The organism is Eubacterium callanderi (assembly GCF_900142645.1).
GTDB lineage: Bacteria > Bacillota > Clostridia > Eubacteriales > Eubacteriaceae > Eubacterium > Eubacterium callanderi.
The window spans coordinates 254,368-268,746 of sequence record NZ_FRBP01000005.1; the positions used below are offsets into that span (position 1 = coordinate 254,368).

At 48.2% G+C, this 14,379-nt stretch carries 9 protein-coding genes; 6 read left to right on the forward strand and 3 right to left on the reverse strand.

From position 1 onward, the window contains the following. Positions 1-11 precede the first annotated feature (11 nt). The gene (locus BUC22_RS08280) at positions 12-848 is read right to left on the reverse strand and encodes a response regulator (protein WP_013379017.1); all 837 of its coding nucleotides are present in this window, start codon (positions 846-848) and stop codon (positions 12-14) included. Positions 849-1,849: 1,001 nt separating this feature from the next. Here BUC22_RS08280 and BUC22_RS08290 point away from each other — a divergent pair. Continuing rightward, positions 1,850-2,488 (forward strand): hypothetical protein, encoded by a 639-nt coding sequence (locus tag BUC22_RS08290; RefSeq protein WP_013379021.1) that lies wholly within the window; start codon positions 1,850-1,852, stop codon positions 2,486-2,488. A gap of 229 nt (positions 2,489-2,717) precedes the next feature. On the opposite strand, the gene BUC22_RS08295 is transcribed toward BUC22_RS08290, so the two are convergent. Beyond that, positions 2,718-3,560, reverse strand: coding sequence for a response regulator (locus BUC22_RS08295; protein ID WP_013379024.1), 843 nt, complete (start codon positions 3,558-3,560; stop codon positions 2,718-2,720). A 348-nt stretch (positions 3,561-3,908) separates the two neighbouring features. Here BUC22_RS08295 and BUC22_RS08300 point away from each other — a divergent pair, with 348 nt between their 5' ends. Both BUC22_RS08300 and BUC22_RS08305 read left to right on the forward strand, forming a co-directional pair. Then, positions 3,909-4,091: a hypothetical protein gene (locus BUC22_RS08300; RefSeq protein ID WP_013379026.1), complete on the forward strand. Its 183-nt coding sequence runs from the start codon at positions 3,909-3,911 to the stop codon at positions 4,089-4,091. A gap of 95 nt (positions 4,092-4,186) precedes the next feature. Continuing rightward, positions 4,187-4,561: a PepSY domain-containing protein gene (locus BUC22_RS08305; RefSeq protein WP_073382684.1), complete on the forward strand. Its 375-nt coding sequence runs from the start codon at positions 4,187-4,189 to the stop codon at positions 4,559-4,561. 47 nt (positions 4,562-4,608) lie between these two features. Here BUC22_RS08305 and BUC22_RS08310 read toward each other — a convergent pair whose 3' ends face one another. After that, a complete protein-coding gene (locus tag BUC22_RS08310; protein WP_013379028.1) occupies positions 4,609-5,433 on the reverse strand; it encodes a response regulator in 825 nt (274 codons plus the stop codon). A 302-nt stretch (positions 5,434-5,735) separates the two neighbouring features. Here BUC22_RS08310 and BUC22_RS21795 point away from each other — a divergent pair, with 302 nt between their 5' ends. The 3 genes from BUC22_RS21795 to BUC22_RS08320 all read left to right on the forward strand — a co-directional run bounded on the left by BUC22_RS21795 (position 5,736) and on the right by BUC22_RS08320 (position 14,372). After that, positions 5,736-5,885, forward strand: a complete 150-nt coding sequence (locus tag BUC22_RS21795) for a hypothetical protein (RefSeq protein ID WP_013379029.1) — start codon at positions 5,736-5,738, stop codon at positions 5,883-5,885. A 128-nt stretch (positions 5,886-6,013) separates the two neighbouring features. Next, positions 6,014-11,743 (forward strand): InlB B-repeat-containing protein, encoded by a 5,730-nt coding sequence (locus BUC22_RS08315; protein WP_013379030.1) that lies wholly within the window; start codon positions 6,014-6,016, stop codon positions 11,741-11,743. Between the two features lie 526 nt (positions 11,744-12,269). Next, positions 12,270-14,372 carry a hypothetical protein gene (locus BUC22_RS08320; protein WP_013379032.1) on the forward strand — a complete coding sequence of 701 codons (2,103 nt, stop codon included), beginning with the start codon at positions 12,270-12,272 and terminating at the stop codon, positions 14,370-14,372. The last annotated feature ends 7 nt before the right edge of the window (positions 14,373-14,379 follow it).

The following is a 14,379-nucleotide window of genomic DNA, read 5'->3' on the forward strand; positions in this document are numbered from 1 at the left end:
TGCGGGATTTTTCAATTTTGTTTGATTTTTTCATAGTTGCTTTGCTGGTGTAGAAAAGCGGTGGTAAGTTCTGCCCAGCTGTAGTTGCTCATATACTCCCCATGAAAGGTATTAATGGCGTCAATGTCTCCCTTTAAAAAACGGTAGTAATCGCAGTCCACCTTTTTGGTATCTAATGCCAGGTAGTTCCATTTTTTAATAAGGATGTCCTCCACTCCAGCACTTTCGAGGGCGCGTCTCAGGCTTGAGATAACATTTTGAGCGTGTTTTTTATTTCCGGTGGAGCCAGAGGAGTCCTCGAACAGAACCGCACAGATATTGGAAAGTGTAACACCGTTGCCCTGGCGGTCCACCAGATAGGCCAGAAGCTCCTTGGCACGGCTGCGGGAAAAGCGTAGTGGCTGTTGATCTACAAAAACGTCAAAGGTGCCAAAGGTATGGATCTGTACCCGTTTCTGAGGCCCTTTGACCTTTTGGGGAATGTCCAGGTGGTCGAGCTCCTCCTGAATTAGCGCTTTGCTTACAGGCTTAAGGATATAGCCCTTGGCATGTAGTCGGTAAGCATCATAAGCGTAGTCGGAGTATCCAGTCACAAAGATAATGCGCACCTCTGGAAAAAGCTTTTTGATACTGACAGCAACCTCCAGACCAGACATGGTGGACATGACAACATCCAGAAAGGCGAAATCCAACGACTGGTTTGATTCCTTATATAAATTTTGAGTAAATTCAAGAGCGCTTTCGGGCGTTATAAAACTATGAATTGTGGCATCGGGCAGGGCCTCTTTTAACGAAAAAATAAGGTTTTCAAGCGCTAGTCTTTCATCGTCAATTGCTAATACATGCATAAATTTCACCTTCTATCAATATGATAGTATTATTTTACAGGATGAACAACAACAAAAGGACACCAAAAGTATAGTAGAAGAGAGAAAAGTTCGGCATGTTTGTCTCACTGCAATATTTAAAAATTTTTTAAGAAAATTAGATATTTGTGGCGCTTTTGTGGAGCTTGCCTTGTTATAATTAAAGTGATCAGAAGAAGCTGATTCAGCAAAGGTATGAGAACATAAAGGCTGCCTTTGCAATATCTGTTTCACGGCTGCTGCTGTCAGTCAGATAAGGCCTTCTAAACAACCTCATCCATACAAAGGCTTTACGCATAAACTGCCTCCGGGAAATATGGGCCAGGAGGCTGGGCATCATCCTGCCCGTCATTTCTTCTATCCTCAAAGTAAAAAGAAATAAGGGCAGCAGCAGCCATCTGATAAAAATGAAATAATGGTCCCAGCATCCATATGAATCAACCATACTGAGAAAGTCCTATTCCCCTCTTTTTGTGAAAAATAGAAAAGAGGGGTTTTTATATCATAATTCAGACAGCTTTCCTCCAGTAAATGAAAATGAGCTTTGGATATGTGAACCCACCATTGTGGTATGTGTACTGAGCGATTCCGGATGACAGAGCTCATTATCTGGCCCAGATGCACCTGTGGCTATTTTTAAGCCGTATAGGCTAAGTAATAAAATTTCAAATAAAATGTTTAAGCTTGTGAGAATTTTGTGGTACTTGAGGTGTATAATCGTTTTACAAGAAATAATTTGCTGCCTTTTAACGGACAGCAGCCGATACTGTTCTCAGCTACAATCGAATCCCGGGCAGCTAAAAGGTTATTGTGACTTATAAAGGCAGCGATAACTACAACCAAAACAAGGCGACAGCCCTGATGTTTCTGGCCGTGGCTGACCAAAAACATCCCGGGAGTCTTTTCTTCAAAATACATTAGATCAGGTCATTTTTGCCTGCAATAAGCAAAAGATAAATAAACCCGTCTGGAAAGGATGAGAAATGATTAACAAAATAGCAAAAGAAAAAATGGGCAGATGGCAGAATGAGCAGAGGTGGCGGAATAAAACGCTGTCTGGGAATAAAAAGGCAATAACCCTTGTGAACCGGAATATGTTTACAAGACTCGTAATCATAGCCCAGGCAGTTTTTGGTCTCCTTTTGGTAATATGCCTGGTTTCCGATGAATTTCGAAAGCTTTTACCTGTTTATGTGGTCTGGTATCTGACGGGAGGCATGATTTATTTTATCTTCGGAAAAAGGCGGAATGTATTGCTCGGTATGTACCTGTTCTGGAGTGTAATGGTAATTGGTTGTATTTATCTCAATATTGTAAAATCACCGCTGCTGCCCGCTACAGCCATTATTGGTGTTTTCCTGCTCATCCCTCTGACCATTATGGATGAGTCCTGGAGGATTTTGATTTTTACAGCTGCCTGTTATCTCATTAATATGGTGTTTGATATTTTGGTGAAGTCCAGCGCGCTTTTGATTGGGGATATGGTGACTTGTGGCGTATTTCTGGTTGCAGGAATTTTGATGGGGGATTACTTTCAGAATATTCGGCTGAAGCAAGTCGAGTTGAAAAGCTATATTTTAAAACGGCAGAATAAGGAGCAAGAAAATGGAGAAGAGGAATAGTGCTTTTCTGAATAAAGAACAAGAAATCAGATATCAGGAACATATTTTTACTGTTTTTATTTACTTAGTTGGTTAAAGCCATTGATTTGAATCGGCTGAACGCCATTGGCGCCGAGGAACTGGCGCGCTGGCAGTATCCCGAAAAAGGCATTATTTTTGAGATACCACTCCCAGAAATAAATAATAAAAAAGTCCATGATGTGTGATGACGTCATGGGCTTTTATAATTTCAGGAACCTTTCTTTTTTATGCCACTCTGTTGGTTTAAAAAGGCAGAAGTAAACTCAGCCCAGCTAAAATTGCTCATATACTCCCCCTGGAAGGACTTGATGGCGTCAAGGTCTCCCTCCAGAAAACGGTAATAGTCACAGTCCACCTTTTGGGTATCCAGAGCAAGATAGTTCCAGCGTTTGATGAGAATATCATCGACGCCGGCCTTCTCAAGGGCAGCTCTCAGGCTCGCGATAATGTTCTGGACATGCTTTTTATTGGACTTGGTACCTGACCGGTCCTCAAAGAGAACAGCGCATATATCCGAAATGGTCACCCCATTTCCCTGGCGGTCCGCCAGATAGGCGAGCAGCTCTTTAGCCCGGGTACGCGAAAAAACAAGGGGCTTCTGATCCACAAAAGCGTCAAAGGTACCAAAAGTGTGAAGGGTGACACGTTTTTTAAAAGGATCAGACTTCTGGCTTAAAGGAAGAACATGGAGATGTAAAAGCTCATTTTCGATGGCCTGTCGGGTTACAGGCTTTAAGAGATAACCCTGGGCATGGATCTGGAAAGCATCATAAGCGTAATCCCGGTAATGGGTTACGAAGACAATACGCACCTCGGGACAGAGTTTTTTTAGTTTTGAGGCCAGCTCAAGGCCAGAGATGGCCGACATTTTAATCGCCATAAAAGCCAGGTCCAGCCGTTTGCCCGATTCCCAGATCCATTTTTCCGCAAAGCTCAAAGCTTCTTTAGAACTTTTAAACCCATGGATATCTGCCGTTGGGAGAAACTCCTTTAAGATGTGTATCAGCCGTTCCAGCGACTGCTGCTCATCATCTGTTGCTAGTACATACATATGCTTTATCCTTTGTTTACTTAGTATAATACTATTTTACAGGACGGAGATCCACAAAAGACCAACAAATGCAGACATAAGATAAAAATTCTCCCAAAACCCCGGTAAACGTTGGGCCTTTAAGGCAGTTTATAGCGAGATGCCCTCACCCTCTTTGTGCCAGGCCTGAAGCCTATCCGAGTGCTTCCACGGAAAGACGCGAGCCCCTATACCCGGGAGCGGATCACTGCCTGCATGGACGGCTTGGGCCCGAAACGCACCGGTCAAACCAGGCATTTTGTACTGTCCTTATAAAGGACGGTTTTATGATACTATACTGAGAACATCAAAACGAAAGGAGAGATACAGATGGCTTATGAACGAACCGCGATTAAAAACGAGCTTAAGATGAACCTGAACTACGGCGAAGTCGGCGGCAAGATCAAGAAAAAATTAAAGACCATCGGCGGCGTCACCACCGATGGGACCGCGGCTATCACTGGGGTAATCGTGAAAAACGGCAAAGTGCTGAAAGCGCATGTGGAAGTCTGATGAAAACCTTAATTTTTGATGGAGGTTTGAGGATGATTTGTGGAACATGAGGTGATATAATACACATAACAAGTAAAGAAAGAAGGGAGCAACCAATGAAAAAAACAATTGTATTCACACTGATGCTGGGAATGACCGTAATGTTCCTGGCAGGCTGCGGAGGAACCGCTTCTCCCGCCCCAACCGCTACCCCGACCGCCGCCCCGACTGCCACCCCAACCGCAACCACTCAGACGCCAGCCCCCAATAATAACGCGGCGGCCATTTCACCCGAACAGGCCAAGGCCATCGCTTTACAGCAGGCAGGCATTGCCGAAGCCGATGCCTGGGCGTTAAAGGTAGAGCAGGGAACCGAGAACGGCCGGCATGTCTACGAAGTCAATTTTAAATATGGCGGAAAAGAATATGATTACGACATTGACGCCGCCACCGGAGAAATTGTAAAACAGGACATTGATATTGACGATTAAAAGATGATTTAGAACAAAAAAGACCGGCATGGTTTTGTGCCGGTCTTTTATTTTTTGCTTTTCGCCCGGTTCAGGTAGCCGACGGTAAATTCTGCCCAGCTGTAATTCGACATATACTCACCGTGAAAAGCGTTGATGGCGTCAATGTCGCCTTCCAGAAACCGGTAATAGTCGCAGTCCACCTTTTGGGTATCCAGGGCCAGGTAGTTCCATTTTTTAATAAGGATATCCCCGGCGCCCACGGCTTCCAGCCCCTGCTTCAGGCTTGAGATGAGGTTCTGAACGTATTTTTTACTGGTCTTGCTGCCGCTCTCATCTTCAAAGAGCGCCGAGCAGATATCGGCCAGGGTAACGCCACTGCCCTGGCGGTCTGCCAGATAGGCCAGGAGCTCTTTGGCCCGAGTGCGGGAAAAGGCGATGGGCTTCGCCCCCATGAAGGCGTCGAAGGTGCCAAAGGTCCGAAGACGGACCCGGCGGGTATGGAACGGATCAGGGGGCGGCGTGGTGGCAAGATGAGCCATTTCCTCCTCGATAAGCTCCCCTGTGACCGGTTTCAGGATATAACCCCTGGCATGGACGCGGTAAGCCTCGTAGGCGTAATCGGCAAAACCAGTCACAAAAAAGATCCCCACATCAGGACAGAGCTTTTTGAGCTCGGCGGCCAGCTCAATGCCCGTCATCCCAGGCATTTCCACATCCAGAAAGGCGAAATCAAGGGAGGTGTTTTGGCGCTGGCAAAGGAATCGTACAAAATCAAGGGCCTTTCGAGGTTGCTGAAAGCTGTGCACCTCGGCGTGGGGGAAAGCTTTCTGTAAAGTAACGGTCAGGCTGTCCAGCGATAAAGCTTCATCGTCTGTGGCCAGTATGTGCATGGCAAAGAACCTCCTCGTAATTTATTTACATTGATTATACCATGTTTTTCACTCAAAACCGAATAAAAAATTTCATTCAAAAAAATGTCAAAATATCCATGCTTTGAGGTCGTCCTGTTATAATAGTCAGATTACACCAAAAAAATTTACAGGCGATTGCGCGATGGAATCGATACGACCTTTGCCGACGTCGCCAAAGCAGTAACTACTTTTGAAATGCCAGATCGTGACATTATCGTCGGGCCAGGTTTAAAGACATCCCAATATCGGTTTGCTCTGTCATTGTTATAGATGGCAAGCTTGTGGATCCGTTCAACTACAGCCTGAAATCCGGGAGTGCCTTACTGAAATTAAAGGTAAGTTATCTGGATAGACTGAATGTCGGAAGCTATACCCTGCGCTTGGAATATAAAAACCAGTCCGTCGAAGCGAAGCCCCTGGTTCATATTTGAACCAGGGGCGCTGTTTTTATGTATTAAAAAAATTAGTAAAACATGGAATCAGAGTCTTGATTTGTGGTTCTTTTGAGGAACTGCGAATGTTATCATATAGACTAAGGAAAATTGTAAGGAGAGGAAAGATGAAAAATAAAAATAAGATTTTAGGAAGACTGTTGTGTATGTTCCTGGCTTTTTTGATGCCATTTGGTACCTGCGCGCAAGTTTTTGCTCAGGCGATGGACAGTGGTCCACCATTGAAAGCCAGCCAATCAGCTCTGGGCAGCCCCGGAACGATTTTGCCCCAGTCCATTCAGTTGGATACTAAGAATGGGCTGGCAGACATTACTCAGGGGGATACCATTACAATAGGGCAAAACGGTCAGGCGACAATCTTAAACAATGGGGAAAGCCCGAATCAGGAAGTGGGCCCGGATCAGGATAAGGCGGAGGAGGATAAAAACCAGCCGGTGGATCTTATGGGCGGCGAGACTATGGATGTGGAAGTAACTGAAAATGGAAACGACATCACGGTTACGCCCGACCTTCCGGAGCCGAACATTCGTTATGACGCCGAAGCGGCAGCAGCCGCTGAGGGCAACGAAAATATGGAGTACAAGGGTACCTTTGACGGCACAGATCTCTCCGCTTACAAGATCACGCCCCGAAGCGACGCGACTCCTTTTACCTCCATTATGGAAGAGGACAAAACAGAGTCGCTTAAGCGTTACTATGAAACCGACGTTATTGCCGGCGATGCTCTCACAGCTGCTGTGAATGAAGCCGATGGGTTCAGCCGGACGGTGGCCGAGAAGCTGAAAAACCCCGAAGAGCTTGCGAAGCTGGGGGTGGACACGCCTACCGGGCTGTTTAAAATGGTGTCGGAATCGCCAACGGGAGATCCCTCCCAGGATATTATCATCGTCGATGACCGCACAGTGGTAATACGTGTAACGGACCAGAATGGCAAGGGCATTAACGGCGCGGCCGTCACCCTTAAATTTAAGGATAAGGATAACCGGGATGTTACCAAAAACGCAGTGACGGGAACATCTAACGGAAAGGATGGCTTTGCCATTATTACGGATATGGCGGGTACCCGGTCGGGCTTTTTAAATATTGAAAAGGACGGCTATCGGGTACTGACACAGCTGGACGCAGATCTGGACGGAGGCAGTATCCTCATACATAAGCTTACGCCCACCAATGCAAAGGATGTGTATGTCCGCTGCGCGGATCTGGAAGGCTCCGATCTGATAAACAAACCCAACACCATTTCGCTGACGCCTAACACAACCAGAGATTTAAACCTGACAGTGCTTTTATCCGGCGGCAGTATGAATCATCTTCGGATGCAAGATTTACGCATTAAAGCCAAAAACCCGTCCAGCGGTGATCGGGAGTTTAAGGAAAGCAGCAAGACGGAGCTAGGTGAAAAAACCATTCAGTTTACTTACACCAAACGTTGGGCGGAAAAACTTTTAGATCCTGATACGGTGCTTAAGGCTAAGGACGTATTGACAATTGAGGAAACGCATGCAACAATCAAACCAGTGGAAATTAATATGAAGGTCAAGGATGCGGTTGTTGAGAAGGCTACCTGGAATAATATTAAATTTAGTATTGTGGGCGCTGGAGGAAGCTTTACCATTCCTAAAAGTGTCCCTGCTATTGGGAATTCTAAACTGGACGTCGACTTTTTAAAACTGCCTATAACGCTGATCATCGGTCTTGACGGAACGGCCATTTTCAGCTATAAAGCAGATATTGAGACGATTATTGATCAAAAAGAATTTCTTACCAGTGATTTTATCCCGCGTAAACAGGAAAAGGCGAAAACGATCCGGGATAAGGTTCAGAACGCCTTTAATGCCAAGATGAAAGCTTTCAGCGAGGGCAAGGGGTTAATGACCGGGGACAGCGAATCGAGGTTCCCCATCGACGGATCCCACAGCGTCAAGGTCAACTTTATGGCCATGGGCAGCGGAAGCTATGACTGGAAAACGGGTTATATTACTCTGAGTACTTCCATGATGGTGGCACTGGAAGGAAAATACGGCATGACCTTCTATGCCATTATCCCGCCATCGGTTTATGCGGGCTTTAACGCCTCGGCCAGTCTGTCGGCCAGCGGCGGTGTGGGCATCCGCTTTAAGCCTAAGGATTTTATCAATACGGCGACTATGAGTAACGCTGGTCTCCTCGATACCATTGATCTGGCGCTGGGGCTGGGGGTATACGCCGGCGTTGGCCTCCATGGTCTGTTCTGTATTGAGGCCGATGGTGGCATACTAGCCAAAGGAACACTGGATTTCAGGTTAAATGAAACCGACCGCCCCAAGAATAAGATGTACCCCAGGGCAACGGTGGATCTGGGCTATAATGTAGGGGTGACGGCGGTGGCGCTGTTCTTTAAGTACCATAAGGACTTTCTGGGAAAAACCTGGACGGTTTATGACAGCTGGCACCTCAAGGATAAGGAAACCGCCCTCGAAAAAGCCATGGAGGAGACGACCCGGGTTTACCAGATTAAATTTGAAGGCCAGGAGGAAGCTGTTGCCGACAACCTGCCCGCGGCATCGGCCGACGGCACCTTGTCACCAACGGAGATCAAGGCCGATAAGCAGGTGTCTGAAGAAGACGCTACACCGGAAAACATTAACGGCCTTAGCGATGGCGCGGACGGCACGGGCTTTAAAGCCGCCGATGCCACCAGCGGAAACTCCCGCCTGGCGTATATTGACCAGGATGGAAAAACCTATGCTTTCCGTATTGTGCTGGTTAAGTACAGCTTTTTGGGCTACACGTATCCGGCGTTGGTTTACCAGAAAGAAAAAGAAGACGGCAATGGGTTTGAGAATCAGTTTTATCAGATCCCTTATTTTGGCAATTACTATTATGACTATGACTTCGCGGCCTACACGCATCAGCAGGAAGGCAGTGGCAAGCACTTGACGGCCCTTAACATTATCAGCGGCTACCGGGGTTATGGTTACAGCGATAAGGACTGTGCAAAGCATACGATCAGCCGAGTTGTTCAGCTGGATCTGACCAATAATAAGATACTCATGAACGAAGTTGTGCGTGACGATAAAAACGGCACTTACAAGCACAGCCCTACGGTCTACAGCTATGAAAACAGGCTGATAGCAGGCTGGCTAGAGGCCGACAGCATGGAGGACGCCCAGCAGCACAAGAATATCGCGCTGTATACAGCAGACAATTATATGGCGGGTAACGGCAAGCTTACGGTGACGCCTTATCCGGGCAGACGAAACTATATCAGTCTCCAGCTTGGGACCGAGAATAAAAGCCTGCAAGACTGGTATAATGAGGTTTCTTTGAACATGAGCTTTGTGGAGCGTAAAACCGATGGGAATGGCGCGCCATACGATGTGTACTCTATGGCCAATCATAGATCACAAAAGCCTGAAAAGCAATATTTCTCGGGTCAGAGTATCACCAATATATTTGTGGGGCCTTCACTGGGCAATGTGGTGAAAGGCGGAACCTATGTAAATGTAGACGGGATGCTTAAAGTGATTAACCAGTATGGCCAGGTGTATCCGGTAGAGGATACCGGGAATAATCCTTTCCAACTGCCTAAGAATACGCAGGTTTATGATATTTATTTGAATAACAGCCTAGATGTGGCTAAGCTGGTCACAGTCACCAAGGAAATCCGAACCGAAAACGGCAAAGATGTTACGGACAGTCTCATTCATGTGTATGATCTGGCGCCGGATGACAGCATTGGTCATCATGTCAAAATCCATGGCCCCAGAACCACCCGTCTAGCAAATCGGAACATTGCCAACGTGACCGGGATGTACTACTATCACAAAGATCATCCAGACGCTCCCAATTCCGGACTGCGGCTTTTATACACGGCGGATACTGAGAGCAAGGTGATTAAAGAAGGAACTATGAGAAATGATGGTTCTTACGAGCCGGGCGAAGTGATAGAGGCCTGCACGCTGTACCGCTGGAATGAAGGACTCAGCGCATCGGCCAAGGCCACGGCCATCGGTACGGATGAGCCTTATATCAAGAAATCCCAGGGCAGTCTGACGGCAACGGTGAAGTATGAAAACAACGGCGTGCGCGTTTTGGATGATGTGACGGTACAGATTACAGACAAACAGAATAATGTTCTTTGTGAACAAAAGGTTGAGAAGAGACTTTATCCTGGCGAAGGCAACAGTGTAAAGATGACTTTTAAGCCGCACCAAAGCTGGCAGCCAGGCAGTGAGACCCTGTTTGCCAAGGTAACGAAGATCAGTGTTCACCCTATGTCCGCGGTGGCAGAAAACGGTGAGATAACGGAACTGGAAAGCGGTACGATACTGGACAACCCAGTGGCTGAGGGTGATATTGCCTCGACCGGGCCATATGACAAGCCTGCTGTTCTCATTGAGGCCGCGCCGGTCATAATCGATGGCAGGTACTATGGGGCCATCAATATCAGCAATGAGTCCATGGTGCCCGTTGAGGACGCCAAAGTTAATGTTTATAAACTGAAAAGCGGCCAGAAACAGGAGAAAAAGCCGGATTACACTTATAATATCGGTGAGCTCAGCGAGGCTTATGGTGAGGATTATACAGAATGTAGTTATAACTTCCAGATACCGCTGGATGAGTGCTGGAAAATGGATGAAACCCAGGAGATTCTTATTGAGATCACTGCAGCCAATATGGAAGACATCGGCCCCTTTGTGACAGAAATCAAGATAGAAAATCCTAGCTTTCCGGTGCCCATGATGGTTGCCACCAGAGCCAATGACGAGACCTATGGTAGCCTTGAAGGCGACGGCTATTACATTGCGGGAGAAACCGCAACGGTGAAGGCAGAGGCCAGGGAGGGCTATCGCTTTGTTAAATGGACCGATGAAGCGGGTAATACCGTGAGCGATGCGGCTTCCTACAGCTTTAAGGTTGGCGATGAGGGTGTGAGCCTGACGGCGGTCTTTGAGGAGATCGGCAGTATTCATAAGGTTGTGCTGATTCCAGATCGAGAAGCCGACGGAGCCGATAAAGGGCTGGTGGACTCCTCGGGCGCCAACGATATCGATGCGCTCTTAAAGAAAAGCTATACGGCCCGTCATGGACAGGAAATCACCGTTGAGGCCACGGCTTATCCGGGTTATCGCTTTAAGGAGTGGGTCGAGCTGGACACAGAAGGCACGACCGGAGCCGCTCTGAGCGGAGAGGCTTCCTATACCTTTGCGGTGGATCGGGAAATCCGGCTCATGGCAGTCTTTGTACCGGATGTGGGTCATACTCTGTGGCTTGACGCCAGAGGCGGAGACTGTGGTACGGCCACCCTCCAGACGGATGAGGGCGGAAAAATAACCGGCGAGCTGCCAACAGCCGAAAAGACAGGCTACCGTTTTGACGGCTGGTTTGATAATATCGAAGAAGGCAGCCAGGTAACGCCCGAAACGGTATTCCAGACGGATTATACTCTTTACGCCAGGTATACGGCCTTGCCGGATACGCAGTTTACCATTGAGGCCAGCGCGGGGAACGGCGGCAGTATCGAACCGGCAGGAAAAATAAATGTAACTCCAGGCAGCGATATGGCCTTTAAGGCGGTTCCCAAAGAGGGGTATGTGGTCAAAAACTGGAAAGTAGACGGGCAGGACACGGGCAGTACGGCAGACAGCTACACCTTTAATAAGGTGGACAGAAACCACACCGTGGAAGTGCAGTTTCAGAAAAAGACAGACCCTCAAAAACCAGATCCTCAAAAACCAGACGGGCCGGGAACAGGTCTTACCACCCAGAACTGGGCTGTGCTTACAAGCATTCTTTTGGTGCTTATGGCAGCCTTTGGACTGGCGGTCTATCTGAAGAAAAAACGCAAAATTTAATGAAACAAAGAGACCGGCACAATATTGTGCCGGTCTCAGACAATTAAAAAGTCGTCTGATTAGAGCCAGTTTTTTCTTTAAGACATAGTCTTATTAATAACAGAATACTGATATTGACGATTAAGAAAAAGATTTAAAAAAGGATCAGTACAGTCTGTGCAGATCCCTTATAAAATTATGGCCAAGGCTGAGCCGGTAAAACCCGTAAAGCCGTCCAAATAAGCTACAAATCCGGGGACTGGTTTGATGGCAGGTACCAGAGAAAGCCATGGGCAATAGAGTGAAGCATTTTTTAAAAGCCTTAAATTTTCAGAAATGTATTTTTGCGAGAATTACGTTTTAAACCAGAATGTCATTATTTTTTACCTATAGGACGTGCTTGTTGTCCTTTTGTTGTTCTTTGTCCGGTATAATCATTCTAACAGGAGGTTTCTTATGAAAGAAAACACCCGGAGCTTCGTCGGAAGCTCGGTGACCTCGTGAAACAGTGAGTGAACCGCGGTAAAAGCGGTTGAAAGGAGTGTATATGAAAACACAGAAAATTCAGATGGGAATCACATTTATGATGGTTCTGTCCCTATTGCTTTTTATGGGAATGTGGGCGCCCCACAGCGCCCGGGCCGAGGAAAGCCGATTGTATGTGGGAGGGGTCAATGCCAATGAGACGCCCTCGGGAGAGGGCTGGAGCTATGACAAGGCTGCCAATGTTCTTACCTTGAGCGGTGCTAACCTTACAGTAACCGGGGATGACAGCATCGTAGCCGTCATTCTGTCCGATAAGGCGCTTACCGTTAAACTGACTGGGGAAAACAGACTGGTTCCTGACAGAGACGATAAAAAAGCCATCTACTGCGGCGGCGCGCTGACCCTCACCGGAGAGGGAAGCCTCATGGCTCAGGCAGATACCACCAAGGAGAACGCGCAGATCATCGACACAGACTCCCTGGTCATGAACGGGACCGGCGCGCTGACCCTTGTGCCCAGCGCATCTGCAAAATCTCCCAATGAATCCTATGCAATGCAATGCCACAATGGCTACACACAGCACAGCGGACAGGTTACCATCGGAAGTGATGAAAAACGGGCCGGCGTCGGCCTGGCCGTCATATACGGCAGCTGCACTGTGGACGGAGGCAGCTTGAGTGTGTATGGAAACAACCAGTGCGTCACTGTCGGCGGCGATCTGACTATTGACAACGCTGCCGTTTACCTTGACCGGGCAAATCCCCACAGTCCGCCAGAGACCGGCGGTGATGCGGCGCTCATCGAGCAGATCAATGGAACGCGCGGCGGCGCCCATCTCGATAAAAGTCTCCAGGGGGTCCCCCAGGTTAACAGCACCCATGCCGACGGCGTGATCAGCATTGTCAATAACGCGGATGTTACGGTTAGAGCCTCTAACCCGGTAGAAAAAGATAATGAGGATGCTTTATGCTACCTGGTGGGCCTTCAGTCGCCGGCTTTAAATCTGAGCGACGCCAGCCTGAAGCTGGACATCAGCGGATGCCGGCTGGGTGTGGGTCTTATGGCTTCAGGCTATATGGCGCAAAAGCCTCAGGCAGACTGTTATATCGACAAAGGCGCCAGTCTTGATATTAAGGTAAAAACAGGCCTGCTGGCCCAGGGGATCAATACCTTTTATGCCAGTATTGGGAAGACAGGGGCAGCGGACGTGAGTATTGACGCTCAGGCAGAGTGCCTCCAACCGTATGCGGATGCTATTGGAATGGCGGTATTGCAAAATCCGTTTTATAATGAGCTGGTGACAGGCCTCACCGTTGAAAATAAGAGCCAGCTGGACATCGGGGCTGGAGCATTGATCAACGCGGATATTCCTGAGCCAGATGAAAATGATACCCCGCAGGCCAGCACCGCTTTGTTTACAACAGGCAGCGCCGCCTTTTCCGGCGCCAACCAACTTGATCTAAACAGCCACGTCCAGGTGGGAAGCGGTTTCAGCATTGACCCGAAAGCCAGACTTAACGCAGACGGACTGTTTAGCGCCGGCCAAGAGGGGCGGCCCGAATTTGGTGCGGTCACCATTGGGGACAGCTGCATTGTCAATGCCAAAGCCGTCAGTGTGGATAAATCCCGAGCACCAAAGGCTTACGCGGGCAGCATATACGCCAACGGAACCCTGAACATCGGCGATGCCACTGTCAACGCCACAGCCAATGACCTGGGTATTTACAGCTACTATGATATCAACATAAGCCCGTTGAGCAGAGACAGCCGTGTTCATGCTGCAACCACCGGAGAAGACGGCATTGCTGTGCTGGCCTTTGAAAACAGTACTCTGAATATTGGAAAGGGAAACGCAGTCACCACCCCGGCCGGTGGCGTTGTCGGACGTATTACCGAACCCTGGGCTGGCAGCACCATTCTGCCCAAGGGACAGACCATAGCCGCGGCAGAAGTTGTCGTCGAAAAAGCAGAAACTCCAGAGCCAACACCAACGCCTACCGTGAAGCCTGCCCCAACCCCAGGCCCCACACCTACCCCGCACAATAACAACACCAACACCGGCCTGCAGAGCGCCGGAAATGGACTGTACTGGACGGCAGGACTGATCGTCGCGGCGGCTATCATCATCGGTGTGGTGGTTTATGTAAGAAAAAGGCGCCAGTAGGGGACTG